Annotated in this window: 25 protein-coding genes and 1 tRNA gene; 14 read left to right on the top strand and 12 right to left on the bottom strand. The window is 69.8% G+C overall.

The genetic code is table 11. From position 1 onward, the window contains the following. Window positions 1–147: 147 nt before the first annotated feature. Both G406_RS46630 and ku read right to left on the bottom strand, forming a co-directional pair. Window positions 148–921 carry an isocitrate lyase/PEP mutase family protein gene (locus G406_RS46630; protein WP_051342039.1) on the bottom strand — a complete coding sequence of 258 codons (774 nt, stop codon included), beginning with the start codon at window positions 919–921 and terminating at the stop codon, window positions 148–150. A 124-nt stretch (window positions 922–1,045) separates the two neighbouring features. Further along, window positions 1,046–1,984 carry a non-homologous end joining protein Ku gene (gene ku / locus G406_RS0113255; RefSeq protein ID WP_028934216.1) on the bottom strand — a complete coding sequence of 313 codons (939 nt, stop codon included), beginning with the start codon at window positions 1,982–1,984 and terminating at the stop codon, window positions 1,046–1,048. A 51-nt stretch (window positions 1,985–2,035) separates the two neighbouring features. Between ku and G406_RS0113250 the strand changes: the two genes are divergently transcribed. The 3 genes from G406_RS0113250 (at window position 2,036) to G406_RS0113240 (ending at window position 3,839) form a co-directional block, all read left to right on the top strand. Beyond that, a complete protein-coding gene (locus tag G406_RS0113250; RefSeq protein ID WP_211241137.1) occupies window positions 2,036–2,941 on the top strand; it encodes an ATP-dependent DNA ligase in 906 nt (301 codons plus the stop codon). 46 nt (window positions 2,942–2,987) lie between these two features. Beyond that, the gene (locus G406_RS0113245; RefSeq protein ID WP_028934214.1) at window positions 2,988–3,185 is read left to right on the top strand and encodes an antitoxin; all 198 of its coding nucleotides are present in this window, start codon (window positions 2,988–2,990) and stop codon (window positions 3,183–3,185) included. Window positions 3,186–3,266: 81 nt separating this feature from the next. After that, complete coding sequence (locus G406_RS0113240) at window positions 3,267–3,839, top strand: putative glycolipid-binding domain-containing protein (protein ID WP_028934213.1); 573 nt, start codon at window positions 3,267–3,269, stop codon at window positions 3,837–3,839. A 32-nt stretch (window positions 3,840–3,871) separates the two neighbouring features. Here G406_RS0113240 and G406_RS0113235 read toward each other — a convergent pair whose 3' ends face one another. Further along, window positions 3,872–4,894 carry a prephenate dehydrogenase gene (locus G406_RS0113235; RefSeq protein WP_245607102.1) on the bottom strand — a complete coding sequence of 341 codons (1,023 nt, stop codon included), beginning with the start codon at window positions 4,892–4,894 and terminating at the stop codon, window positions 3,872–3,874. A gap of 431 nt (window positions 4,895–5,325) precedes the next feature. On the opposite strand from G406_RS0113235, the gene G406_RS0113230 reads away from it, so the two are divergent. Beyond that, the gene (locus tag G406_RS0113230; protein WP_028934211.1) at window positions 5,326–5,529 is read left to right on the top strand and encodes a hypothetical protein; all 204 of its coding nucleotides are present in this window, start codon (window positions 5,326–5,328) and stop codon (window positions 5,527–5,529) included. A 579-nt stretch (window positions 5,530–6,108) separates the two neighbouring features. On the opposite strand, the gene G406_RS0113225 is transcribed toward G406_RS0113230, so the two are convergent. Together G406_RS0113225 and G406_RS0113220 are read right to left on the bottom strand one after the other, a co-directional pair. Next, entirely contained in the window at window positions 6,109–7,332 is a 1,224-nt protein-coding gene (locus G406_RS0113225) for a M20 metallopeptidase family protein (RefSeq protein ID WP_028934210.1), read from the bottom strand. Between the two features lie 43 nt (window positions 7,333–7,375). Beyond that, a complete protein-coding gene (locus G406_RS0113220; RefSeq protein WP_051342037.1) occupies window positions 7,376–8,728 on the bottom strand; it encodes an MFS transporter in 1,353 nt (450 codons plus the stop codon). Between the two features lie 193 nt (window positions 8,729–8,921). On the opposite strand from G406_RS0113220, the gene G406_RS0113215 reads away from it, so the two are divergent. The 3 genes from G406_RS0113215 to G406_RS46625 are packed head-to-tail and all read left to right on the top strand — an operon-like array spanning window position 8,922 to window position 11,208. After that, window positions 8,922–9,434 carry a tRNA adenosine deaminase-associated protein gene (locus G406_RS0113215; RefSeq protein ID WP_028934208.1) on the top strand — a complete coding sequence of 171 codons (513 nt, stop codon included), beginning with the start codon at window positions 8,922–8,924 and terminating at the stop codon, window positions 9,432–9,434. After that, window positions 9,431–9,922, top strand: coding sequence for a tRNA adenosine(34) deaminase TadA (gene tadA / locus G406_RS0113210; RefSeq protein ID WP_028934207.1), 492 nt, complete (start codon window positions 9,431–9,433; stop codon window positions 9,920–9,922). Before G406_RS0113215 ends, tadA begins: the two co-directional genes overlap by 4 nt. A 5-nt stretch (window positions 9,923–9,927) precedes the next feature. After that, window positions 9,928–11,208 carry a DUF2786 domain-containing protein gene (locus tag G406_RS46625; RefSeq protein ID WP_051342036.1) on the top strand — a complete coding sequence of 427 codons (1,281 nt, stop codon included), beginning with the start codon at window positions 9,928–9,930 and terminating at the stop codon, window positions 11,206–11,208. A gap of 220 nt (window positions 11,209–11,428) precedes the next feature. Here G406_RS46625 and G406_RS46620 read toward each other — a convergent pair whose 3' ends face one another. Both G406_RS46620 and G406_RS0113195 read right to left on the bottom strand, forming a co-directional pair. Further along, window positions 11,429–12,220, bottom strand: a complete 792-nt coding sequence (locus G406_RS46620; RefSeq protein ID WP_051342035.1) for a PP2C family protein-serine/threonine phosphatase — start codon at window positions 12,218–12,220, stop codon at window positions 11,429–11,431. 114 nt (window positions 12,221–12,334) lie between these two features. Beyond that, window positions 12,335–13,051 (bottom strand): FadR/GntR family transcriptional regulator, encoded by a 717-nt coding sequence (locus G406_RS0113195; RefSeq protein ID WP_037076481.1) that lies wholly within the window; start codon window positions 13,049–13,051, stop codon window positions 12,335–12,337. Window positions 13,052–13,123: 72 nt separating this feature from the next. Between G406_RS0113195 and G406_RS0113190 the strand changes: the two genes are divergently transcribed. The 6 genes from G406_RS0113190 (at window position 13,124) to G406_RS0113165 (ending at window position 18,890) form a co-directional block, all read left to right on the top strand. Beyond that, the gene (locus G406_RS0113190) at window positions 13,124–14,152 is read left to right on the top strand and encodes an amidohydrolase family protein (protein WP_028934205.1); all 1,029 of its coding nucleotides are present in this window, start codon (window positions 13,124–13,126) and stop codon (window positions 14,150–14,152) included. Then, on the top strand, window positions 14,149–15,210 hold the full coding sequence (locus tag G406_RS0113185) for a DODA-type extradiol aromatic ring-opening family dioxygenase (RefSeq protein WP_028934204.1): 1,062 nt from the start codon (window positions 14,149–14,151) through the stop codon (window positions 15,208–15,210). Before G406_RS0113190 ends, G406_RS0113185 begins: the two co-directional genes overlap by 4 nt. 17 nt (window positions 15,211–15,227) lie before the next feature. Then, window positions 15,228–16,931, top strand: a complete 1,704-nt coding sequence (locus tag G406_RS0113180) for an AMP-binding protein (RefSeq protein WP_051342033.1) — start codon at window positions 15,228–15,230, stop codon at window positions 16,929–16,931. 34 nt (window positions 16,932–16,965) lie between these two features. Further along, window positions 16,966–17,745: a meso-2,3-butanediol dehydrogenase gene (gene budC / locus G406_RS0113175; RefSeq protein ID WP_028934202.1), complete on the top strand. Its 780-nt coding sequence runs from the start codon at window positions 16,966–16,968 to the stop codon at window positions 17,743–17,745. A gap of 46 nt (window positions 17,746–17,791) precedes the next feature. Next, window positions 17,792–17,876 (top strand) — tRNA-Ser (locus G406_RS0113170). Between the two features lie 120 nt (window positions 17,877–17,996). Next, complete coding sequence (locus G406_RS0113165) at window positions 17,997–18,890, top strand: LysR family transcriptional regulator (RefSeq protein ID WP_028934201.1); 894 nt, start codon at window positions 17,997–17,999, stop codon at window positions 18,888–18,890. Window positions 18,891–18,893: 3 nt separating this feature from the next. On the opposite strand, the gene G406_RS0113160 is transcribed toward G406_RS0113165, so the two are convergent. The 3 genes from G406_RS0113160 to G406_RS0113150 all read right to left on the bottom strand — a co-directional run bounded on the left by G406_RS0113160 (window position 18,894) and on the right by G406_RS0113150 (window position 21,071). Then, a complete protein-coding gene (locus tag G406_RS0113160) occupies window positions 18,894–19,622 on the bottom strand; it encodes an SDR family NAD(P)-dependent oxidoreductase (RefSeq protein ID WP_028934200.1) in 729 nt (242 codons plus the stop codon). A gap of 37 nt (window positions 19,623–19,659) precedes the next feature. Next, entirely contained in the window at window positions 19,660–20,424 is a 765-nt protein-coding gene (locus G406_RS0113155; protein ID WP_028934199.1) for an oxidoreductase, read from the bottom strand. A gap of 167 nt (window positions 20,425–20,591) precedes the next feature. Continuing rightward, window positions 20,592–21,071 carry a DinB family protein gene (locus G406_RS0113150; RefSeq protein ID WP_028934198.1) on the bottom strand — a complete coding sequence of 160 codons (480 nt, stop codon included), beginning with the start codon at window positions 21,069–21,071 and terminating at the stop codon, window positions 20,592–20,594. 202 nt (window positions 21,072–21,273) lie between these two features. Between G406_RS0113150 and G406_RS46615 the strand changes: the two genes are divergently transcribed. Continuing rightward, complete coding sequence (locus G406_RS46615; RefSeq protein WP_037076449.1) at window positions 21,274–21,510, top strand: three-helix bundle dimerization domain-containing protein; 237 nt, start codon at window positions 21,274–21,276, stop codon at window positions 21,508–21,510. A 98-nt stretch (window positions 21,511–21,608) separates the two neighbouring features. On the opposite strand, the gene G406_RS56780 is transcribed toward G406_RS46615, so the two are convergent. Continuing rightward, entirely contained in the window at window positions 21,609–21,983 is a 375-nt protein-coding gene (locus G406_RS56780; protein ID WP_156934834.1) for a hypothetical protein, read from the bottom strand. Window positions 21,984–22,160: 177 nt separating this feature from the next. Further along, window positions 22,161–22,943, bottom strand: a 783-nt coding sequence (locus tag G406_RS46610; RefSeq protein WP_156934833.1) for an HNH endonuclease signature motif containing protein, incomplete at its 5' end; no start/stop codon positions are given.

Below are 22,943 nucleotides of genomic sequence, written 5' to 3'. Positions count from 1 at the left end.
CCACGGCGCGCACTTGGCGCCCACGCCGCGCACCTGACGTCCACACCGCGCGGTGTGCGCGGCGCGCGGTGTCGCCGGACGGTGCGCGGGGTGAGTGGACCGTGCGCGGTCCGGGTGGACGGCCTGAGGCCCGGTGCTCCCTCGGGATCAGGGACGCCGAGGAGCGATCTCCGTCAGACGTGCGCGGTGCGCCGTCATCAGCTCGTGGTGCAGCAGCGCGCCGTAGGAGACCCGGGCGACACCGAGATCGGCCAGCTCCGCGACGCTCGGCACCCCGGGGAACATCATCATGTTGACCGCTCCGCCGATGCCCTCGACCAGCGCGCGGATCGTCGCCGGGTCCGAGATCGGGATGGGGAACACGCAGTCCGCGCCCGCCTCCCGATAGCGCCGCCCCCGCGCGATCGCGTCGGCGAGCAGCTCGGCGGGGTCGTCGCTCGGACCGTAACCGGGCAGCATCACGTCCACCCGCGCGTTGATCACGATCGGTACACCGGCGGCATCGGCGGCCGCGCGCACCGCAGCCAGCCGGTCCGCCTGCTGCTCGACGTCGACGACCTTCCGGACGGCGGCGTCGGAGTCCTCGAGGTTGCAGCCGACCGCCCCCGCCGCGAGCAGCTCGGCGACGATGTCCTTCGGGTCCAGCCCGTAGCCGGCTTCGATGTCGGCCGTCACCGGCAGATCGCCCGCGACCGCCGCGATGCGGCTGATCGCAGCGAACATCTCTTCCGGCGGAGTGTGCCCGCCGTCGGCATGGCCGAGCGTCGCGGCGACCGCGTGACTGGTGGTGGCCACGACCTCGAAACCGGCGTCGACCACGGCAGCGGCCGTCACCGGGTCCCAGGCGTTGGCCAGTACGAGAGGCTTACCGGGCTGGTGCAGTGCGCGCAGCCGTTCGGCGCGCTCGGTCAGAGTGCTCACCCGCCGGAGGGTAGGACGAGACGATCTCCGGCTGGAGGGCCAACGCCGCACGGTTCCGCCAGACCACTTGCACCAAGATTCCCGACTCGTGGTGCTGACGCGCCCGACTCGCGGGTGGGTGGGGCTACGCCGTGCGGCGCGTCCGCTTCGCCGGTGTCTTCGTTGCGGACTTGCTCGCCGCCTTGGCCTTCGGCTTCGGTTTCGCCGACGGCTCGGGCTCGGACGGCGTGTCCTCCGGCGAGCTCGAACGCTGCGCGGGCACCTCGGGAGACGCTCCGGCCTTCGCCGCCTCGACACTGCGCTGCAACGCGGTGAGCAGGTCCGTCATACCGTCCGCCCCGCTCGCACCAGCGGCGGCGGGCTCCGGGGCCTCACGCGTGTCACCGGACGAGCGCTTGCGCTCGATCATCTCGACCATGGCATCGCGGTACTCGTCGTCGAACCGGGTCGGGTCGAAGTCGGCGCCGAGGCTGTCCACCAGCGACGCCGCCATCGCCGTCTCCTGCGGCCGCAGCTCGACCTCGGTGTCGAGAATGTCGAACGACGGGGTACGCACCTCGTCGGGCCACAGCATGGTCTGCAGCACGATCGTGCGGTCACGCACGCGCAGCAGCGCCAACGTCTCCCTGGTCCGGATCGCGACCTTCACCAGCGCCATCCGGTCGGTCTCGCGCAGCGCCTCCCGCAGCAGGATGTACGGCTTGACGGCCTTCGTCTCCGGTTCCAGGTAGTAGCTGCGGTCCAGCAGCAGCGGGTCGACCTGGTCGGAGGGCACGAACTCGACGACGTCGATCTCCCGGTTGCCGCTCGCGGCGGGCAGCGCCTCCAGGTCGGCCTCGTCGAGCGTGATCAGCTCGCCGTCCTCGGTCTCGTAGCCCTTGACGATGTCGGCGTACTCGACCTCGTTGCCGCACACCGTGCAGGTCCGCTTGTACCGGATGCGGCCGCCGTCGGCGCCGTGCACCTGATGGAACCGGATGTCGTGGTTCTCCGTCGCCGAGTACATCTTCACCGACACGCTGACCAGACCGAACGACACCGCGCCGCTCCACATCGCGCGCATGGTGTCTCCCTCCCCGCGTTGGTTACCTGACAGCATGAGGCCGTGGACCCCATGCTCGCCACCCCTGGCGCCCTTCCGACCGGCCCGGACTGGTCGTTCGAGGTCAAATGGGACGGCATGCGGCTGCTCGCCGACGTGAGCACCGCGAACGACCAGGTGGCGATGAAGCTCGCCAGTCGCACCGACCGCGACATGACCCGGCACTTCCCCGAGCTGGCCGGCCTGACCGAGCTCGCCCCGGATGTGTTGCTGGATGGTGAGGTCGTCGCGTTGTCCGGTGGGGTGCCCTCGTTCGCCACGCTGGCCGACCGGTTCCACCGGATCCCCTCGCCGGCCGAGGTCGCGGCGCGGCCGGTGATCTTCATGGTGTTCGACGTCCTGCGCCTCTACGGCGTCCCGCTGCTGGAACGGCCGCTGTCCGAACGCCGCGCGACGCTCGAGCGGCTCGACTTCGGCCCGGTGAACCAGGTGCAGCTCTCCCCGGTCTACGACGACGGGCCTGCGCTGCTGGCCGCAACGGCGGCGCAGGGACTGGAAGGCGTCGTGGCGAAGCGTCGCGACTCGGTGTACCGGCCGGGACAGCGCGCGCAGAGCTGGGTGAAGGTGCCGCACCGCAAGACCCAGGACTGTCTGGTCGGCGCGTGGCGACCGGAGCGAACCAACCCGTCGCGCATCGGCGGCCTGCTGCTGGGAGTGCCCGATCCGGACGGTTCGGGACGGTTGCGGTTCGCCGGCCGGGTCGGCTCGGGTGTCGCGGGCGAGAAGACCCAGCGGGCGCTCCGCGCGGCGCTGCGGCCGTCGGACGAGTCGCCGTTCCTCGACGACCTCCCCCGGGAGGACCGGCTGGGCGCCCGCTGGTGCGAACCGACCCTGATGGTGGAGGTCGCGCACAGCGGATGGACCGAAGGGCACCGCCTGAGACTTCCCGTGTTGTCACGATTGCGCACCGACCGGTAGCTGGCATTATTCAGCGGTTCGATTGTTGCTGGGGAGAGGACCCGGAATGGACTTCGGATCGTTGGCCGGCAAGGCCAAGGAGATGCTCGGCGAGCACGACGACAAGGTTGACCAGGCACTGGAGAAGGCGGGCGAGTTCGCCAAGAGCAAGTTCGAAGGTCACGACGCGCAGATCGACAAGGTCGTCGAGATGGGCCAGAACTACGACTTCGGCGGCAGCGAGAACAGGCCGGAACCAGCCTGACACATGCGCCGATGAGGCGGCGAGTGATCCCCTAGCCGGTCCACTCGCCGCCTTACGGCTATCTTGACGCCGGTGACCTCGATGTTCACCTGGCAGGGCGAGAACGGGTGCGCGCTGGAGAGCGTGCGGGTACTGCTCGGCGGTACCGGCTTAAGGGCGCTGGGCCGGATGGTGCGCGCAACGCGGGACACCCCTGCGTTCACCGCGTCGTACCGGCTCTTCGTGGACGAGGCCGGGGTGCTGTCCCGGCTGTCGGTCACTAGCGCGACCGCTGAGCGGGAACGCAACCTGACGCTCAACCACACCGAGGACGGCTACTGGCTGCTGGACACCGGTTCGGCGGGTGGTGGCGGTTCGCGTGCCGAGTTCGACGGTGCGGTGGACGTCGACCTGAAGTTCTCCCCGCTGTTCAACGCGTTGCCCATTCGGCGCCTCGGTCTGCACCGCCAGTCCGGTGACCAGGTGTTGCCGATGGTCTTCGTGACGTTGCCGACGCTCGAGGTGGTGCTGGTCAGCCAGCGTTACCGCACGCTGTCCACGTCGGGCAGCCGGTCGACGATCAACTTCAGCTCGAACGACTTCTCGAAGGACATCACGGTCGACGGCGACGGCATGGTCGTCGAGTACCCGGACCTGGCCACCCGCGTCTCGTGAGTGTTGAGTGTGGTGATAGCCACACTCAACACTCACGACCAGCCGGTGAGGACCTTGCCCTCGCGGCCGAGGTCGCGCAGCTCGGCGGGCTTGAGGCCGGTCGGGATGCGGACCTCGGGCGCGGTGCGCGCGGACTGCCAGTGCTGCCGCCCGGTGTGACCGGCGTTCACCGTGGCGGCGAGGCCACCGGTCGAGGCGAGTGAGCCGCGCGCGGCACCGAGCCGGCCCAGTGCGTCGTCCACGGCGGCCAGCAGCGCCGACCGGTTGCCCTCGCACATGGCCACGACGAGCTCGGGCCGGGTGTCCATGACCCGGGTGCCGTCGGCGAAGGACCCGGCGGCCAGCGTCAGGGGCAGACCGCCGAGGTCCACGCCGAAGCCCCGCCCGGGGTGGGTGACGTCCGAGGCGGCGACGGCCGCGAGCACGGCGGCCAGGATGTGCGGCAGGTGCGAAATCCTCGCCACCGCCGCGTCGTGCTCTTCGGAACCGGCCGGGACGACCCGCGAGCCGCACGCCCAGGCGAGCTCGGCGACGTCGGCCCACACGCTGCCCGCGCCGGTGTCGACACCGTCGTCGGTCTCGACCACCCAGTTCGCGCCGTCGAACAACGTCGCCGACCCGGCGGCCCAGCCGGACTCGGCGGTGCCCGCCATCGGATGGCCGCCGACGTAGCGCGTCGTCGGGGCGTGCTCCTCCACCAGGTCACGCATGGCAACCTGCACGCTCACCACGTCCGTGAGGCGACAGCGCGGCGCGATCGCATCGACCCGGCGCAGCACCTCGGTGATCGCGGTCAGCGGTGTCGCCAGCACCACCAGCGCGTCCGCCTCGGCGGCCCTCGCCAGTGCCTCGTCGGTGCTCTGGGCGACGTCGTAGCCGTCGGCGCGGGCGGCCGAGGCGGTCGAGGCGGACGCGGTCGCCGACCACACCGTGCGGCCGGAGGCGACCGAGGCGCGCACCAGGGAGCCGCCGATGAGTCCGAGCCCGATGACACAGATCGGCCGGGCGTCGCCGTCGGGTGTCGGCGTGGGTGCTGCGTCGCGTGCGGAGGTCACGGCGAGGCAGCCTACGGCGTCTCTCGCTTGACGGGTGAGGCGCCTGGGGGTGGCCGATCTTTCCACTCGCCGCACCAAAGCAACCACTCAACCCGTGTGGCTGACCGCTTGTCGTGATTGCGCTCTTCGGTCGCGTTTCCGATGCGACACGACTGGGTAACGTCGCTCCTTCGAGCTCGGGGGGCGTGACCGGATCAAGCCGGACCGGTCACGTCAGGCGGCTCGATTGATACGAGAAGGCTTTGATGCAGGCAGCGGCTAATCCCCGTTCCGCGGTGCGACATCCTGCACCCGCTCCCCACCGGGAAGGCTCCCCGCCGCAACATTCCCACCCGGTACCTCAGCCGACGCGACCGCCAGGAGGACAGGAACACCCCACCCAGCCCATCACCCGGCCGGAATACGGCCGTTGCCAACGCTGCGGCGAAGTCGTGATCGGCTGCCGCGACTCCGCCGGACAGCTGATCCCGGTCCACCCTGTCGCCGTACCCGGCGGTGAGCTGATCATCAACGGAAGTCAGGCGCGGATCGTTCAGGTTCTCTCGCACCGGGAGGCCTCGGCCGCGCATCGGCGTGGGGATCTCGGGTTCATGCCGCACGCGCGGCTGTGCCGGGGGTTGGGCTATCGCGGCTGACCCTGGATCAGAGGGTGTCCCCGCTGGCCGGTCAGTGTCTTGGCGTGGTCGGGCGGCGTCAACCCCCGGCTTCGCCGGCCTCGCACCCGCTCCTGGTTGGACGGGTTCGGGGGCGAGGGTTCCAGGTTGACCCCGCCCGACCACGCCAAGTGCGGGCCAGGATCGCGGGGACGGGGCAGGTGTGCGTGCACCCCCTACGTGCTTGCGAACCGATCGCGCCTGTTCCGCATCGGGCTGCGCCCTCGCGCCTGCGGCCCGCTCCCGTGACCGTGTTGATCACTGTGGCTGCACTTTGCGCACCTTGATGTCGCGTCGCAGACGTTCCAACATCTGCGACGCGGCATGAAGGTGTGCAAAGTGTGATGGAAGGTCTGCGAGGTCGGCGAAGACGGCTCGGTTCGCTCCCGCGAGTCTCCCCGCAGGGGGTTCAGTGCGAAGCACTGCAAAGAACGCAACGGGCGAGGCAGAAGGCGACCAGACAAGCGCGCGCTTGGCCGACGAAGTCGGCTTGTTTTTCCGGGAGTACCCCCGAAGCGAAGCGAGGGGGTGGTCACGGAAAAACTCCGCGCGGAACAGGCCCTAGGAGAGAGCATCCAGGGCGAAGGCTGTGTACAGGGCTACGCCGTCGACCATCGCCGACTCGTCGAAGATGACCTTGTTCGAGTGGTTCGGGGGTGCTGACTCGGGGCTCAGGTGGGGTGGACAGCCGCCGAGGAAGGCCAGTGCTCCGGGAACCCGGTTCAGGACGTAGGCGAAGTCCTCGGCGCCCAGGATGGGGCTGTCCATGGGGGTCGAGCGGCCTCGGCCCAGTACCTCGTTGGACAGCTGGTCCACCCGGGCGGCGGCGTCCGGGTCGTTGACCACGATGGGGTAGCCGGAGTCGATCTCCACGTGGGCGGTGCAGCCGTAGGTGGCCGCCGTGTACTGGCACACCTGACGTAGTTGTTCGTGCAGCTGTCTGCGGGTGCGTTCGGACAGCGTCCGCAGGGTGCCTTCCAGGTACGCCGACTCGGGGATGACGTTCGAGGTGGTCCCGGCGCGGATCTGGGCGATCGTGAGCACGGCGGGGTCGAGCGCGCTGACCCTGCGGGTGATCATGGTCTGGAGTGCGCCGACCATCGCGGCCGCCGGTGGGATCGGGTCGAGCGCGTCGTGGGGCGCCGATGCGTGGCCGCCCCGCCCGTGGACGGTGACCCGCAGGACGTCGGCGGCGGCCATGATGGCGCCGGGGCGGGTCTGCACCGAGCCCGACGGCATCGTGGAGCTGATGTGCAGTGCATACGCGGCGCTGGGGGTCCCGGCGGGCCCGGCCGCGTCCAGGACGCCCTCCTGGATCATCTGCCTGGCGCCGTGGTCGCCTTCCTCACCGGGCTGGAACATCAGCAGGACCCGGCCGGCCAGCAGCTCGCGGCGCTCGGACAGCAACCGGGCAGCGGAGGCCAGCATCGCGGTGTGCGTGTCGTGGCCGCACGCGTGCATCGAGCCCTCGATCTTCGACGCGTACGGCAGCCCGGTGTCCTCGGTGAGCGGCAGCGCGTCCATGTCGCCGCGCAGCAGCACCGTCGGGCCGGGGCGTTCACCGTCCAGCACCGCGACGACCGAGCTGCAGGACGTGCCGGGGTGGATGCGCAGCGGCAGCCCGGCGAGCTCGTCGAGCACCGCCGAGCGGGTCATCGGCAGCTGTAGGCCGAGCTCGGGATGCCGGTGCAGCCGCCTGCGCAGCGCGACCGTGCGTGGCTGGACCGCGTGCGCCGCCTCGACCAGTCCGCGCAGTCGGCGGTCGGGCTCGGCGTGCGCGGGCATGGGTAGATAGTGACAGCTGTCCCACGCCCGTGGGCAGAGTGGGTTATGCGGACCGGAGCACGGCCAGCGCCGCGCCGAGCAGGAACGCGGCGGCCGAGACGAACAGTGCGGTCCGGGGTCCGGAGGTCGCGCCGTCGGCGAGCGCGCCGAGGACCGCGATGCCGATGACGCTGCCGATCTGGCGCGCCGTGTTGATCACGCCTGCCGCCGCGCCCGCCCGGTTCGCCGGTGCCGCGTCGACGACCGAGCTGGTGGCCGCCGGCATGGTGAACGACATGCCGAAGCCGGCGGCGACCAGCGGCAGCACGAGCATCGGGTAGGGCAGCCCGACGCAGCAGGCGAGCCCCGCGAGGCCACCGGCGCCGACGAGCAAGCCGATGATCATCGTGGGCCGAGGGCCGCCCGCCCGGCCGGTGAACCGCCCGGACAGCGCCGAGCCGACGGCCACCACACCCATCTGTGGGAGCAGCGCGAGCCCGGCCACCAGCGGCGACTCGTGGCGGGTCTGCTGGAAGTGGAGGTTCAGCACGAACATCTCACCGTAGAAGCCGAGGTTGATCAGCAGCCCGACCGCCGTCCCGCCGGTGAACGTCGCGGACCGGAACAACGTCAGGTCGAGCATCGGTGCCGCGCGGAAGCGCTGCAGGAGAACGAACGCCGTGCTCGCGGCGAGGAACACCGAGGCCGACACCGCGGTCGCCCGGGTGATCCCGCCGTGGTCGCCCTCGATCAGCGTGTAGGTCAGCGCGGCCAGCGCGAGTGCGCCGGTGCACTGGCCGGGCAGGTCGATCCGGGTACCGGGGCTCCCGGCGGGCGCGGGCACCCTCCGGGCGGTCAGGACCATCGCCAGCAGCCCGAGGGGAACGTTGACGAAGAACACCAGCCGCCAGCCCAGCGTCGGGACGTCCACCAGCAGCCCGCCGAGGACCGGACCCGCCGCGGCGGCCAGCCCGGCGACGCCGCCCCAGATCCCGACCGCGCGTGCCCGGTCGGTCCGCTCCGGGTAGGCGGCCCGTAGCAGGGCGAGCGACGTGGGTACGGCGAGCGCGGCGCCGACGCCCTGGACCGTTCGGGCCGCGATGAGCGTCGCGGCGTCGGGCGCGAGACCGCACGCGGCCGAGGCGATGACGAAGACGGCGAGCCCGAGCTGGAACACCCGGCGCCCGCCGATGCGGTCGCCGAGCGCTCCGCCGCCGAGCAGTCCAGCGGCGAACGTGAGCAGATACCCGTCGACGACCCACTGCAGCGCGGCCAGGTCCGCGCCGAGATCTCGGCGAAGTGTGGGCAGCGCCACGTTCACGATCGTCGAGTCGAGGATCACCAGGAAGTAGCCGAGGCAGATCGCGACGAGGCCGAGAGTGAGTATCCGCTGGCGCGGAGGGGTCGTCAGCTCCATGCCGGCGACCCTAGGAGCGGATTGTTTCGGTGTTTACCGAAGCGATCTCACCAGCGGATATATGTGGTCAGGCCACAGAAATAACACCGTTCGGAGTCGCTGGGCTGCCGTTGGTCGAACACTGCGGAACCAATGGGTCAACTTACTCCGATGTGGTTTGGAGCACACGCCTATCTGGGCTTACCGTGGTGTTATGGCCGTCCAGACTGTCCGCGATGCCCCCCAGGCGCAGGACGAGGTGCTGCCCGGATTTGCGCTTGCCGCGATCCGGGAGGAAGGGCGCTGGCGCTGCACCAAACTGGACCCGGAGGCGTTGACCGACCTCGACACCGCGATCACCGAGCTGCGGGAGCTGCGCTCCACGGGTGCGGTGCTCGGGCTGCTCGCCGTCGACGACTGCTTCTTCGTCGTGCTGAGGCCCATCCCCGGCGGGGTGTCGCTGATGCTGTCCGACGCGGTCGCCGCGCTGGACTACGACGTGGCGGCCGACGTGCTCGACCTGCTGCGGGTCGACCTGCCGCCGGAGGACGCGGCCGACGACGACCCGTGGCCCGAGGGCGACATGGGCATCGTCGCGGACTTCGGTCTCGGCGCCGACGAACTGGAGGTGCTCGCGGGTGAGCTCGAGCTCTACCCGGACGAGCAGCTCACCTCGATCGCCCGCCGCTGCGGTTTCGCCGACGCGATGGCCAAGGTCCTCGGCTGACCGGAGTCACCTCCGCTGACCAGGCGCTCATGCGGCGTGCGCTGACGGTGGCGCGCGCCGCGACGGACACCGCCGACGTGCCGATCGGCGCCATCGTTCTCGGCTCCGACGGCACCGAGCTGGCCGCCGCCTGCAACGCCAGGGAGGCACTCGCCGACCCGACGGCGCACGCCGAGGTCCTCGCCCTGCGCGCGGCCGCCGCCGTGCTCGGCAGCTGGCGTCTGGAGGGCTCGACCCTGGTCGTCACGGTCGAGCCGTGCACGATGTGCGCCGGTGCGATCGCGTTGGCCAGGGTCGCCAGGGTCGTGTTCGGCGCGTGGGAACCGAAGACCGGCGCCGCTGGCTCGCTGTGGGACGTGCTGCGCGACCGGCGCATGACCCACCGGCCCGAGGTGATCGGCGGGGTGCTGGAGTCCGAGTGCGCCGGCCTGCTCGAGGACTTCTTCGCGGGCCGTCGCGGAAACTGTCGTACCCGCCCGGCACACTGACCGCCATGAGCCGCTTCAGCTACCGCCGCCGCGACCGGGTGACCGCCGAGGCGCTGGCCGACGCGATCTGGATGGCCTCGGGCAGGGTCTACGGCATGCCGGAGGCGGCGGCGTTCGTCGCCGACGAGCTGGTCGGGAAGGTCGTCGAGGATGCCCCGTTCGCGCAGGCCTCGGGGATGACGCTGATCACCGGCCTGGCCGGGCTGTGGCGGGACGGATGGCAGCCGGTCGACGTCTGGCAGATCACCCGCCGCCAGATCGGCGAACGTGCCGCCGAGTTCACGGTGGGCGCGATCGCCGCCGAGGCGGTGTGCCACGCCGACGCCACCCGGCATCCGCGCTGGCAGGCCCAGCTGGCACAGCTCGGCGCGATGCAGTGGTGGCGGCCGGACGAGATGTACGTGGGCGCCTACGCCGAGCGTCACGGGCTGGCCTCGGCCGGCGTGGTCGAGCTGGTGCTGCAGGTGGTCGCCCAGCTGCGCATGCTGCCGAAGCAGCCGCTGCTGATCCCGCCGCCGGGCAGCTACACCGGTCCCGGTGCCGCGTCGAAGGCGCCGTCGGGCCCACCCGCCGACGGCGTGGACCCGAAGATGCTGGCGAAGGTCCGGGCGCTGCTGGCCAAGGCCGAGGCGACCGACTATCCGGACGAGGCGGACGCGTTCTTCGCCAAGGCGCAGGAGCTGATGAGCCGGTACTCGCTGGAGCGCGCGGTCATCGATGCGATGGAGGACAGCCGAGGCCTCGCCGCCGTCCAGACCGGTGGGCGTCGCATCTGGCTGGACAACCCGTACCTGAGCCCCAAATCGATGCTGGTCAACGCGGTGGCCAACGCGAACCGCTGCCAGGCCGTGTTCGACCAGTCGCTCGGGTTCGTCACCGTCGTCGGCGAGGACACCGACACCGAGATCGTCGACATGCTCGCCACCTCACTGCTCGTGCAGGCCGGCCGCGCGATGCTGTCCACCGGTGCCAGGGTCGACCAGCGCGGACGGTCCCGGACCAAGTCGTTCCGCCAGTCGTTCCTGGTCTCCTACGCGCAGCGGATCGGGGAGCGCCTGGTCGAGGCGTCCGACCACGCCCGGTCGGAGGTCGTGGCCTCGCTCGGTGACAGCACGCTGCTCCCGGTGCTGGCCGCGCGCGAGGTGGCCGTCCAGGAGCGCATGTCCGAGTACTTCCCGAAGATCGTCACCCGCAGGATCTCGGTCTCCAGCTCAGCGGGCTGGGTAGCCGGCAGAGCGGCAGCCGACCTCGCCAACCTGGACGTGCGCTCGTCCCTAAAGGCCTGACCCGCTGTCTTCTTGGGCCTGACCCGCGCGGCTCTTTTCTGTGACCACCCCGGCTCGCGCGAGCGCTCGCTGGGGTACTCCCAGAAAAGAAGGCTCGAGGACTCGCCCATCGCGCGCTTGTGCTCACCGTGGGAGCCGCCCTGGTAGTCGGCGACATTGGTCGCGGACATTCACTACGCCGGCCTTCGCCGGAACTCCTTCGGAGACTCGCGGAGCCAACTTAGCCGTGGCTGGCTTGGCTGTTGCTGGCTTCGGTGGCAGCTGACTCGGGGGTGGGGGTGTCCAGGACGTCGGCTACCACGCAGGCCACGTTGTCGGGCGCGCCCGCCTTGTGTACGAGTTCGATCAGTTCGGCGACCGCCGCGCTCGGCTCCGGCTGTTCGGCGAGTGTGTCCCGGATGTCGAGCGAGGACAGCACGTTGTGCAGCCCGTCCGAGCACAACAGGTAGCGGTCGCCGGGCTGGGCGTACTGCGGCAGGATCGTCGGCGGCGGGCCGTCGCCGCCGCTCAACGCGCGGATCAGGATCGCCCGCTGCGGGTGCGACTCCGCTTCGGCCTCGGTCAGCTGACCGGAGTCGATGAGGCTCTGCACGAGCGAGTCGTCATGGGTGAGCTGCAGCAGCTGACCGTCGCGCATGACATAGGCCCGCGAGTCACCCACGTGCACCAGCGCCAGTTCGGCGTCGTTCCAGGCGAGCGCGGTGAGGGTGGTGCCCGAGTTGGCCAGCGCGGCGTCACTGGCGGCCAGCTCGCGGACCGTGTCGGTCGCGCGCTGCGCGGCCGAGCGCAGGCTGTCCAGCAGCTCACCCGGCGACGGCTTCGCCCCGACCATCGCCTCGATCGCCGACGCACTGATCAACGGCGTGTCCGTCGGTCCGTACCCGTCGGCGACCGCGAGCAGCCCGTCCCCGGCCCACGCGGCGTCCAGGTTCTGCTCCCGGACCAGGCCCCGATCGGTGTGCGCGGCATAACGCAAGGTCAGCGGGCCGGCTAACTCGTCCTCGATGGTCACGGTGGTGCCCTTTCCGGACAGGTGCCAGACGCGACAGCGGCCAGAACGACACCTGGGCGAACATGTTGTACGAGAAAGTACAGGCTGCTGCCCACGCGCGAGCAAGGTCAAGTCTTAGCGGACGCGGACCATGTCCTCGTTGTGCTGGGCCAGGGTCTTCTCCAGCAGGACGGTGTCCTGGTCGCGGATCGCGGCGATCAGGTTGGCATGCACCTCGAGGTTGTGCGCCCGGGGTCCGGTCAAACCCTCGATGAACCGGGCGCGGCTGATCGTGGCGGTGAGCATCGTGACGATCGTCTGGTACATCCCGACCAGCACCTCGATGCGGGACGCGCGCGCGATCGCCAGGTGCATCCGCATGTTCGCGTCGAGGAACGCCCGCGCGTCGTCGCGGCCGGACGCGGCGCGCATGTCGTCCAGCGCCCATTCCATCGCGCGGATGTCGTCGGGGTTGGCGCGTTGCATCGCGGCGGTCGGGAACAGCGCATCCAGGTACTGACGCGCCTCGAACAGTTGCACCGGATCGACCGTCAGTCCCTGGTACCAGACGTCGATCGCGCCGAGCCGGACCTGCGGGGGCGGGTTCGCCACGAACACGCCGCCGTTCGGGCCGGGCTTGACCTCGACGAGATTGCGTTCCCGCAGGATGCGCAACGCCTCGTTCATCACCGAGGGGCTCACCGCGAACCGGGCGATGAGCTCGGTACGCAGGCCGACCCGGTCGCCGGTTGACGCGCGATCAGCCAGAATCTGAGCCTCTAGCTCGGCGGCGACCTGCTGGGCGCGAGACGCACGCGGTGCCGGCTCGGCGGCGGGCTCGGTACTGGTCACCACACCGATCTTACGGCACATAGTCTTGAATCTTGGTACTAGGATTCCGGCAACGACGCCAGGAGGTAGTCCATGTCCGACCGCGACGGGCTGATCGATCTGCACACGCACGCGATCTGGCCCGGCCTGCCGGACCTGACCGACAGCTCTCCCGACTACCGGTGGCCGTCCGTCGAACAGCTCGACGAGACCTCCGCGCGCATCCTGCTCGGCGGCGCCCCGTACCGGGACATCGACGATCGTTGCTGGTCAGCGCCTCGGCGGATCGCCGACATGGATGCGGACGGGGTCGCCGTCCAGGTCGTGTCACCGACCCCGATCACGTTCTGCCACGACGCACCGGCCGACGCCGCGGCGGTGCTCGCCGCCGCCCAGAACGACTTCCTCGCCGAGCTCACCGCCACCGCGCCGGACCGCTTCCGGGCGCTCGGCGCGGTCCCGATGCAGGACACCGGCCTGGCGATTGAGCAGCTGCGTCGATGCATGCTGGAGCTGGGTTTCCTCGGGGTGGAGATCGGCACCAGGATCGGCGACACCGAGCTGGGCGACCCGGTGCTGGACCCGTTCTTCGACGAGGCCGCCGAGCTGGGCGCCCTGGTCTTCGTGCACCCGGCGGACGTGACGCTGGACCCGAGACTGGCCAGGCTGAAGATCCCGTTCGGCGCCGGCATGCCCTCCGAGACCGGCATCGCGGCGGCCGGGCTGCTGGTCAGCGGTGCGCTGCAGCGCAGGCGGCCGCAGCTGCGGATGTGCCTCGCGCACGGCGGCGGCACGCTGCCCTGGCTGCTGCCCAGACTCGACAAGGGCGAGCTGATCAAGAACGCGGACACCCCACCCGAGCAGCTGCCCAGCGCGCTCGCCCGTCGGCTGTGCAGCGACTCGCTCACCTACGACGTGTCCAGCCTTCTGCTGGCGGTGACCCGCTTCGGCGAGGACCATGTCTACCTGGGCACGGACTATCCGTTCGCAGCGAAGGAAGACCCCACCGCGGCCGTGCTGGCCCAGCCGGAAGCGGGTCAGTCGGAGTCGGGGCTCTCCGACCTGCTCAGGGCCGCGATCGGCCGGGACAACGCACGCGCACTGTTGGAGGTTCGACGATGAACCAGTTCCTCGGGCTCGGCATCACCCACTACCCGCTGCTCGCGGTGACCGACGAGCACATGGCCGACCTGCTGCGGTGGACGCTCACCGATCCGGACATCCCGGAAGCCGACAAGGACCCGGCGAACTGGCCCGAGCTGATGCGCTGCGAATGGGCGGACGACGGCGGCACCGTGGCGGCCGCCGGGCACCGCAAAGAGCTGCTCGAAGGACTGGCGAACTGTCGCCACGCGCTGGACGCGTTCAACCCGGACGTCGTGCTGGTCTGGGGCGACGACCAGTACGAGAACTTCCGCGAGGAGGTCGTCCCGCCGTTCTGTGTGCTCGCCTACGGCGAGACCGAGGTCGACCCGTTCACCCTGATGTACAACCGGGGCGCGCCCAACGCGTGGGGTCTGCCGGAGGACACCACGTTCACCCTGCACGGCGACGCCGACGGCGCGCGACGGCTGGCGAACGACCTCCTGGAAGACGGTTTCGACGTCGCGTACAGCTATCAGAAGCGCGAGGCGGGGCACTTCCCGCACGCGATCGCCAACACACAGCTGTTCCTGGACTACGACAACGCCGGCCGCGAATTCCCGTACAAGATTCTGCCGATCACGGTGAACTGCTACGGCCAGCACGCGATCGCCCGAAGAGGAGGTCTGGCGCGCTTCGCGGACATCTCCGACGAACGCCTCGACCCGGTCGGCCCGTCACCGAAACGGTGCTTCCAGCTGGGCGCGGCGGTCGCCAGGGCGTTCGCGAGCACCGGCCAGAAGGTCGCGCTGGTGGCCAGCTCCAGCTGGTCGCACGCGTTCCTCAACGACAAGGACTGGCACCTGCGCCCGGACACCGAGGCCGACCTGCGGCTCTACCGTGCGTTCGAGGCCGGTGACTGGGACACCTGGACGTCCACGACCGGCACACAGGTCGTCGACGCCGGTCAGCACGAGATGCTCAACTGGTTCTGCCTCGCCGGCGCCATGCAGGAGCTGGGCATGCCACTGACCTGGTCGAACTTCGTGACGACCGACGTATTCAACTCGAACAAGTGTTTCGCCATCTTCGGCTGAAAGTTAGGGTTCCTGAGGTGCTCTCAGACAAGACTGGGTTGACCGAGTTCCGGACCGCGCGGCAGTTCCTGCTGGACAACCGGGAGGACTACGACACCGCGTACGCGGGCTTCCGGTGGCCGGAGCTGGACGAGTTCAACTGGGCGCTCGACTGGTTCGATCACCTGGGCAGCGCCCCGGACAGCGCCGACCGTCCGGCGTTGTGGATCGTCGAGCAGGACGGTTCGGAGCGGAAGTGGACGTTCGCCGAGATGTCCGCGCGCTCTGCGCAGGTCGCCAACTGGCTGCGTGCTCAGGGCGTCGGCAGGGGCGACCGGATCGTGCTGATGCTCGGCAACCAGGTCGAGCTGTGGGAGATGATCCTCGCCGCGATGAAGCTCGGCGCCGTGGTCATCCCGGCGACCACACTGCTCGCCGAGTCCGACCTGCGCGACCGGATCGACCGGGGCCAGGCCAAACACGTCGTCGTCGCGTCGGCGGAGACCGGCAAGTGGGACGCGGTCGCCGGTGACTACACCCGCATCGCGGTCGGCGACGAGGTCGAGGGCTGGATCGAGTACGCGACCTCCACCGGCGAGTCTGAAGAGTTCACCCCCGACGGCGCGACCTTGGCCTCCGACACCCTCCTGCTGTACTTCACCTCCGGCACGACGGCGAAGCCGAAGCTCGTCGAGCACACCCAGGCCTCCTACCCGGTCGGGCACCTGTCGACCATGTACTGGATCGGCCTCGAACCCGGCGACGTGCACCTGAACATCTCCTCGCCCGGCTGGGCCAAGCACGCCTGGTCGAACGTGTACGCACCGTGGAACGCGGGCGCGACCGTGCTGATCTACAACTACGCCCGGTTCGACGCGGCCACCATGCTGGAGGTCATCGGCCGCTGTGGCGTCGACTCGTTCTGCGCACCGCCGACCGTGTGGCGGATGCTGATCCAGGCCGACCTGACCGCGCTGAAGAACCCACCGGCGAAGGTCGTCGGCGCCGGCGAACCGCTGAACCCCGAGGTCATCGAACGCGTCGAGAAGGCCTGGGGCGTGCGCATCCGGGACGGGTTCGGCCAGACCGAGACGACCGTGCAGATCGGCAACTCGCCCGGCCAGCTGCTCAAGCCCGGCTCGATGGGCCGCCCGATCCCCGGGTTCGCGGTGGCACTGGTCGACGTCGCGTCCGGTGAGCGCGCCGAGGAGGGCGAGATCTGCCTCGACCTGGCGCAGCGCCCGCTCGGCCTGATGGTCGGCTACCGCGACGACGCCGAACGCAACGCCGAGGCGATGGCCGGCGGTTTCTACCACACCGGCGACGTGGCCTCCCGCGACGAGGACGGGTACATCACCTACGTGGGCCGCGCGGACGACGTGTTCAAGGCGTCGGACTACCGCATCTCACCGTTCGAGCTGGAGAGCGTGCTGATCGAGCACGACGCCGTCGCGGAGGCCGCCGTGGTCCCCGCGCCGGACGAGATCCGGCTGGCCGTCCCGAAGGCGTATGTCGTGCTGACCTCCGGTCATACTCCGGACCGCGAGACCGCACTGTCCATTCTCAAGTACGCCCGCGAGCACCTGGCGCCCTACAAGCGCATCCGCCGGCTGGAGTTCGCCGACCTGCCCAAGACGATCTCCGGCAAGATCCGCCGCGTGCAGCTGCGCGGCCAGGAGGAGACCGGCTCGCGGGAGGGCGAGTTCCGCGAGGAGGACTTCCCCGAACTCAAGGGCCAGTAGGAATGATCCCGTGCCCTGTGGCGTCCAAGCAGGTATGACACAGGGCACGACAACCTACGACTTCACCGGCTCGACCGTGCTGATCACCGGCGGCGGCAGCGGGATCGGACTGGCGATCACCCAGGCGTTCCTCGCCGCCGGTGCGAACGTGGTCATCACCGGGCGCCGCAAGGACAAGCTCGACGAGGCGTTGAAGGACGCCGACCCGGCGCGGGCCGAGGCGGTCGCGGCGGACGTCGGCGACGGCCAGCAGGTCCGTGACCTGATCGACCAGGTCATCACCCCGTTCGGCAAGCTGGACGTGGTGGTCAGCAATGCCGCCGGCTACGCGAACGGCCCGCTGACCGAGCTGGACGACGCCGACTGGGAGTCGCTGCGTTCGGCCAACGTCGACGGCTTCTTCCACCTGGCCAAGGCCGCCCTGCCCCGGCTGGCGGAGTCCGGCGGCAACCTCGTCGCGGTGTCCAGCGTGTCCGGTTCGCGCGGCGACTGGGGTCAGGCCGGCTACAACGCCACGAAGGCGGCGGTCTCCAACTTCGTCCGCTCACTCGCCCTGGACTGGGGCCCGCGCGGCGTGCGCCTCAACGCGGTCGCCCCCGCGTTCACCGTCACCGACATCACCCGCGCCGTCGCCGAGGACGACGGGCTGCACGCGCAGTTCGTCAACCGGATCGCACTCGGCCGCGTCGCCCAGCCCGCCGACATCGCCCCCGCCGTCCTGTTCCTGGCCAGCTCGGCGGCCGCCTACGTGACCGGCGCGATCCTGCCCGTCGACGGCGGGACCAGCGCCTCCACCGGCCAGCCGCACCTGTAGCCGGGGCGTGATCGGTGGCCGCGGTCACTGAGGTATTGTTCTCGGCGGTGGCGTGTCCGAGCGGCCGAAGGAGCACGCCTCGAAAGCGTGTGAGGTTAACGCCTCCGTGGGTTCAAATCCCACCGCCACCGCAGGTCAGAGCCCCGGTAGCCGAACATGGCGACCGGGGCTCTGTTGCGTGGAACGCACGCGCGGCCCCCGCGGTGCGACACTGGGCAGTGCGCCGAGTGCAGCGGGAGGGGCGGGAGTCGATGAGCCTTCGTCAGTACGAGTACGCCCTGGCAATCGCCGAGAAGGGTTCGGTGACGGCGGCGGCCGAGATGTTGCGCGTCGCTCAGCCGTCGGTGTCGCAGCAGATTCGCGGCCTGGAGCGGGAGCTCGGGGTGCAGCTGTTCGACCGGACGCCGAGCGGGCTCGTGCCCACCGCGGTCGGTCGTGCGTTCCTGCGTGAGGCCGAGGTCGCGGTGAGTGCGTCGCGGCGGGCGAGGGCGACGGCGCGGGCCGGTGCCGATGAGCTGGTGGGTGAGCTGGTCGTCGCGGCGCAGATGGGCTTCGGCACGCGACAGATGCCGGGTGCGCTGGGTGCACTGCGTCGTCGCTTCCCCCGGCTGGAGGTCACCGTCTTCGAGGAACCGAGCTCCGCTGAGCTGGAACGGCTGTGCCACCGGGGCGTGCTCGATCTCGCGCTGATGGCGGCATGCGAGCGGACCCCCGCCGACGCCCACCATCTCGGCGACGAGGAGTTCGTCGTGGTGCTGGGCGCCGGGCACCGGCTGCTCGCCTCGGGCCGGGTCGAGCTGCGGGAGCTGGCGGGCGAGCCGTGGGTGCGGTTCGACCGGGACAGCGCGCTCGACGGCGTGCTGCTGGCCGTGCTGCGGGACAACGACCTGGCCCCGACCACGGCCGCTCGCGTGTCCCAGACCGCGACCGCCGTGCGGTGGGCCGCCCAGGGGCTGGGGGTGACGCTGGTTCCGGCCTCGGCGGTGCCCGAGGGCTACGAGCACCTCGTCCGACCGGTGTGCCCCGTCGTCCCCCAGCCCGTCATCGCCGTGCTGCGCCACGGAGCCGGCCCGGCGGAGACCGCTCTGCTCGAGCTCCTGCGCCAGGAGGCGTGGACCGAGGCCGCTGTCTCACCGGCCTCCTGAGGGTCAGAAGACGGTGCCACCCGCGTCGACGTGCAGAGTGGTGCCGGTGATGTAGCCGGCGCGAGGAGACGCGAGGAAGACGATCGCCTCGGCGATCTCGGACGGCTCGGCCGTCCGCTGGATCCCCAGACCCTTCGCCACGTCCTCGATGCCCTCGCCCCACTCGGTCAGTACGCCTTCGGTGCGGGTCGGGCCGGGCGAGACGCTGTTGACCCGTACCCCGCGATCGGCGAACTCCGCCGCCCAGGTCCGGGTCAGCGAGTCCAACGCGGCCTTGGACGCGCCGTAGACCGAAGCGCCGGGGAAGCCCTTGACCGCCGCGAGTGTCGTGACGTTGACGATGCTGCCCCCGCCCCTCTCCAGCATGTGCGGCGCGAGCGCGACGACCAGGAAGTAGGCACCGCGCACATTGGTGTCGAAGGTCCGTTCGTAGTCGGCCACGCTCTGGTCGACGGTGGGCGAGGTCGGATAGGCGCCCGCGTTGTTCACGAGGATGTCGACCGGGCCGCTCCGGCGGGCCAGTTCGGTGACCGAGTCCAGGTCGGCGAGGTCAGCCGGAACGAATCGGACAACGCCGTCCTCCCGTAAGGAGTGCACCGCGTTCTCGCCACGCCGGACGTCGCGGCCGGTGATGACGACCTCGGCACCGGCGCGGGCCAACAATCGAGCGGTCGCCAATCCGATTCCGGAAGTGCCGCCGGTGACCAGTGCGATTTTTCCCTGTAGTTCCATTGTCGTGCGGCCTTTCATAATGAGGGAACAGCCGGTATCAACCCATCGGGTATTCGCCGCCGTCCACGATGAGATTCCGTCCGGTCAACCAGCTCGCCCGCTCGGACACGAGGAACAGCACAGCCTCGGCGATGTCCTCGGGCCGGCCCTCGCGCCCCAACGGCGGCGCCGTGACGTCGCCATGGCCCGGCGCCGCGTCGAGGCGCGCCCACAGCTCTCTCGTCGCCTCACCGCCCGGGGTGGCGGTCCTGCCGGGAGACACGGCGTTGACCCGGACCCCATGCGGCGCAAGCTCCAGGGCGAGCCCCCGGCTGTAGTACTCGAGTGCCGCCTTCGCCGCCACGTAGTGCAGGAACGGTCCGATCGGAGTGAGCACCGCGGCCGACGACACGTGCACGATCGCCCCCGAACGTCGCTCCCGCATCCCCGGTGCCAGCAGGGAGTCCAGCCGCACCGACGCGAGATAGTTCAGGTCGAGCGCGTCCCGCCACCCCTCGTCAGGGATCGCCAATGCGTCCTTGTAGGGCTCCGCCCCGCCCACGTTGTGGACCAGGATGTCCACCTCGCCGAGCACTTCCCGCGCCGCCGAGGCGAGCGCCTCCACCCCGGCGGGCGTCCGCACGTCGGCCGTCACGAAGGCGGCGCCTTCGGGTGCCGCGGTCGTCGTCGACCTGGCGGTGGTGAGAACCTCGGCACCGGCGTCCAGGAGTCCGCGTACGACGGCCGCTCCGATTCCGCGAGAACCACCCGTGACCAGTGCCCGCTTTCCCTTGAGTTCTGACTTGTTTTCGAACGTGGTCATGCCACCGGCCCTTTCGACGAAAAGAGTCGACGAATCCTCGGCGACTCGTGGTGAGTGCCTCGTCGACTTTTTCACCGTACGTTCGGAAAAGAGCGGTACGCAAAGACGAAATATGAGCGGGCCCTATAGGGGTTTCCTATGGCGACCGTGACCGGGCCCGGGAGGGCTCAGCCGGCGAGCAACTGCTCGCGCAGGATGTCGGCGTGCCCGCAGTGCTGGGCCAGCTCGCGCAGGACCTGCAGGTACACCCAGCGCACCGTGCGCGGCCCGGTCCGATGACCGGTCACGACGGCGTCCAGCGATAGGTCGCCGACCGCTGCCCTGGCCGTCGCGCAGGCCTCCCGGTGGGCCGCCGTGACGGAGGCGACGGTGTCGTCATCGGTGAGCCGGAACGACTCACCCGGGCTCTGCACCAGTCCGAGCTCCATGCGGGACGTGCCGCCGACGCACTCCTCGAACCACACCCGCTGCATCCACGTCACGTGCTTGAGCAGTCCGAGCAGGGTCGTCGCCGACGGGACGAGGCGGCGGCGCACCTGCTCGTCGGTGAGGCCGTCGAGCGTCATGTCGAAGGCACTCCGATACTCCTCGACGAACGCGTCGAGCTGGGTGCGCTCGGCGTCGAGCAGCACGTCGAACGAGCCCATCGGAGTCTCCCGGAGTGCCGGCAAGGTGACGTCGACGACCTTAGACCGCTCCCTGATCGGTCGACGGCGGTTGTCCGGTTGGGCCTCTCAGGTGAAGCACAACATCAGCCCTACTTGAGCACTCAACTTCATCTACGCTCGTAAGTGCTGACGACTGCACTGCTCGCACCGTCGCCTCTTCATCCACGCAGGAGGTTTCCCGATGACGCATGCCCAACGGACGCCCGTCCGCGAGACGCCGGAAGAGCGGCAGCTCGCCCAACAGCTCGCCGACACCGAGGGGCGTCTGATTGCGCAGCTCGCCGGTAGGCGGGAGATCACCGAGGAGCGCGTGCGCGAGACCTTCGCGCGCATGTACCAGCGGTTCACGGATGCGCCGGTGCGCTCGTTCTTACCGATCCTGATCGAACGGGCCGTGCGGGGTGAGCTCGGGCACTGAGACTTCACCCGCACGAACGCCGGGCCCCACGATGGGAGCCCGGCGTTTGTACTGTCGAGTGCAACTTTAGTCAGATTGACGGTACGACCATCGGACAATTACTTGTGGCTCTTGCCCGATTTGCACTTCTCGTTGTACGTCTTGTTGTACCCGAACTCGTATCCGGCGTTGTATCCCGCTTCCCAGCCGCGCTGGTATTCACCCGCGCCGCGAGCTGAGGCTCGCTTCTGTTTCTGGCAGTCGACATTCGCGTCGTGGGTGCCGTCCTTGACGCCCTGCTGGCGGCCGTCGTCGTAACCCCGTGCGTAGTCGCCACGCGGCGGCTCGGCGCGAAATGCTGATTGCTGCAGGTCAGAGCTAGTATGTGCGGCAGGTGCGGACGCCGCGAAGGCGACCGGCGCAGTCGCTACCATCGCACCGGCGAGCCCACTGGTGAGCAGTACCGCGAGTCCTAGATTGCGGCCTCGTTTCATGATGCATCCCCTCATCTCAGAATGTTCGTGCTTTTGCAGGTTAGGTTCCGAGGTTCTGGATGCCAAAGCTTTAAAACGGGAGCTTCTCCATGTAACACAATTTGTCTCGTCGACGATGTAGCTCTATTTATTGGTTGCGCGGGCGCCCAGGGGTCTGTACGAACGGGTGCAACCTCGCTAGTCGGAGGCGTCTGAAAGTGACATCGGTGGCGTGGGTCTTCGCCGTGCCGTTTGGGTGGGGTCGAGCCATTTGGGTGGGATGAATTCGGGCGATCCGTCTCGGATGGTGACGGTCCATCCGCTGGTGTGGATCATGCGGTGGTGTTGTTTGCACAGCAGCATGCAGTTGTCGAGGTCGGTCCGGCCGCCGGCGCTCCATTCGATGACGTGGTGGACCTGGCACCAGTGCGGTGGCCGTGTGCATCCGGGGTGGGCGCAGCCCCGGTCTCGCACGGAGAGTGCTTTGCGGAGCCCGGTGGGTGCGGTGCGTGACTCGTACCCGACGTCGATGGGGAGGCTTTTGCCGCCGAGCACAACAGGGGTGATCCCGCAGTCGCACAACATCGCGCGTAGGTAGGAGGCGGGTGCTTTGCCGCCGAACTCCAGCTGCGCGCCGCGTGCTTTCTGCTGTAGGTCGTGTTCGGTCATGATGACGGTGACGTGTGGGCGTACTCCGCCTTCGGCGGGTAGCCGGCCTTCGTCGAGGGAGTGGGAGCAGATTTCGGCGAGTGCGTCGGCTTGCCGTTCGGGCAGGGTCTTGCGTTCATCTTCTTCTGGCAGGAGTGTGGCCAGGACGGCGCGTTTGATTTCTTCGAAGGATCCGGCGTCGAGGGTGCCTTTGATCCAGCCGCCGCCGTCGGGGTTCGGGGTGAGCCACAGTTCGTTGAGCAGCTCGTCGCATCCGTCTTCGCCGGGTTCGGGTCCGTCTTGGTCGAGGTGGCTGATCAGCCAGTGCGCTTC

The sequence above is a fragment of the Actinospineispora spinosispora DSM 44797 genome, from assembly GCF_000429025.1.
Taxonomy (GTDB): domain Bacteria; phylum Actinomycetota; class Actinomycetes; order Mycobacteriales; family Pseudonocardiaceae; genus Pseudonocardia; species Pseudonocardia spinosispora.
This window is presented reverse-complemented; position numbering and strand designations above follow the sequence as displayed.

Excerpts from the sequence above, each read along its gene's own strand:
- ku (WP_028934216.1), bottom strand. The coding sequence starts at position 1,984 with ATGCGCGCGATGTGGAGCGGCGCGGTGTCGTTCGGTCTGGTCAGCGTG.
- G406_RS0113250 (WP_211241137.1), top strand. The coding sequence starts at position 2,036 with ATGCTCGCCACCCCTGGCGCCCTTCCGACCGGCCCGGACTGGTCGTTC.
- G406_RS0113245 (WP_028934214.1), top strand. The coding sequence starts at position 2,988 with ATGGACTTCGGATCGTTGGCCGGCAAGGCCAAGGAGATGCTCGGCGAG.
- G406_RS0113240 (WP_028934213.1), top strand. The coding sequence starts at position 3,267 with ATGTTCACCTGGCAGGGCGAGAACGGGTGCGCGCTGGAGAGCGTGCGG.
- G406_RS0113225 (WP_028934210.1), bottom strand. The coding sequence starts at position 7,332 with ATGCCCGCGCACGCCGAGCCCGACCGCCGACTGCGCGGACTGGTCGAG.
- G406_RS0113220 (WP_051342037.1), bottom strand. The coding sequence starts at position 8,728 with ATGGAGCTGACGACCCCTCCGCGCCAGCGGATACTCACTCTCGGCCTC.
- G406_RS0113215 (WP_028934208.1), top strand. The coding sequence starts at position 8,922 with ATGGCCGTCCAGACTGTCCGCGATGCCCCCCAGGCGCAGGACGAGGTG.
- G406_RS46625 (WP_051342036.1), top strand. The coding sequence starts at position 9,928 with ATGAGCCGCTTCAGCTACCGCCGCCGCGACCGGGTGACCGCCGAGGCG.
- G406_RS0113190 (WP_028934205.1), top strand. The coding sequence starts at position 13,124 with ATGTCCGACCGCGACGGGCTGATCGATCTGCACACGCACGCGATCTGG.
- G406_RS0113185 (WP_028934204.1), top strand. The coding sequence starts at position 14,149 with ATGAACCAGTTCCTCGGGCTCGGCATCACCCACTACCCGCTGCTCGCG.
- budC (WP_028934202.1), top strand. The coding sequence starts at position 16,966 with ATGACACAGGGCACGACAACCTACGACTTCACCGGCTCGACCGTGCTG.
- G406_RS0113165 (WP_028934201.1), top strand. The coding sequence starts at position 17,997 with ATGAGCCTTCGTCAGTACGAGTACGCCCTGGCAATCGCCGAGAAGGGT.
- G406_RS0113160 (WP_028934200.1), bottom strand. The coding sequence starts at position 19,622 with ATGGAACTACAGGGAAAAATCGCACTGGTCACCGGCGGCACTTCCGGA.
- G406_RS0113155 (WP_028934199.1), bottom strand. The coding sequence starts at position 20,424 with ATGACCACGTTCGAAAACAAGTCAGAACTCAAGGGAAAGCGGGCACTG.
- G406_RS0113150 (WP_028934198.1), bottom strand. The coding sequence starts at position 21,071 with ATGGGCTCGTTCGACGTGCTGCTCGACGCCGAGCGCACCCAGCTCGAC.
- G406_RS46615 (WP_037076449.1), top strand. The coding sequence starts at position 21,274 with ATGACGCATGCCCAACGGACGCCCGTCCGCGAGACGCCGGAAGAGCGG.
- G406_RS56780 (WP_156934834.1), bottom strand. The coding sequence starts at position 21,983 with ATGAAACGAGGCCGCAATCTAGGACTCGCGGTACTGCTCACCAGTGGG.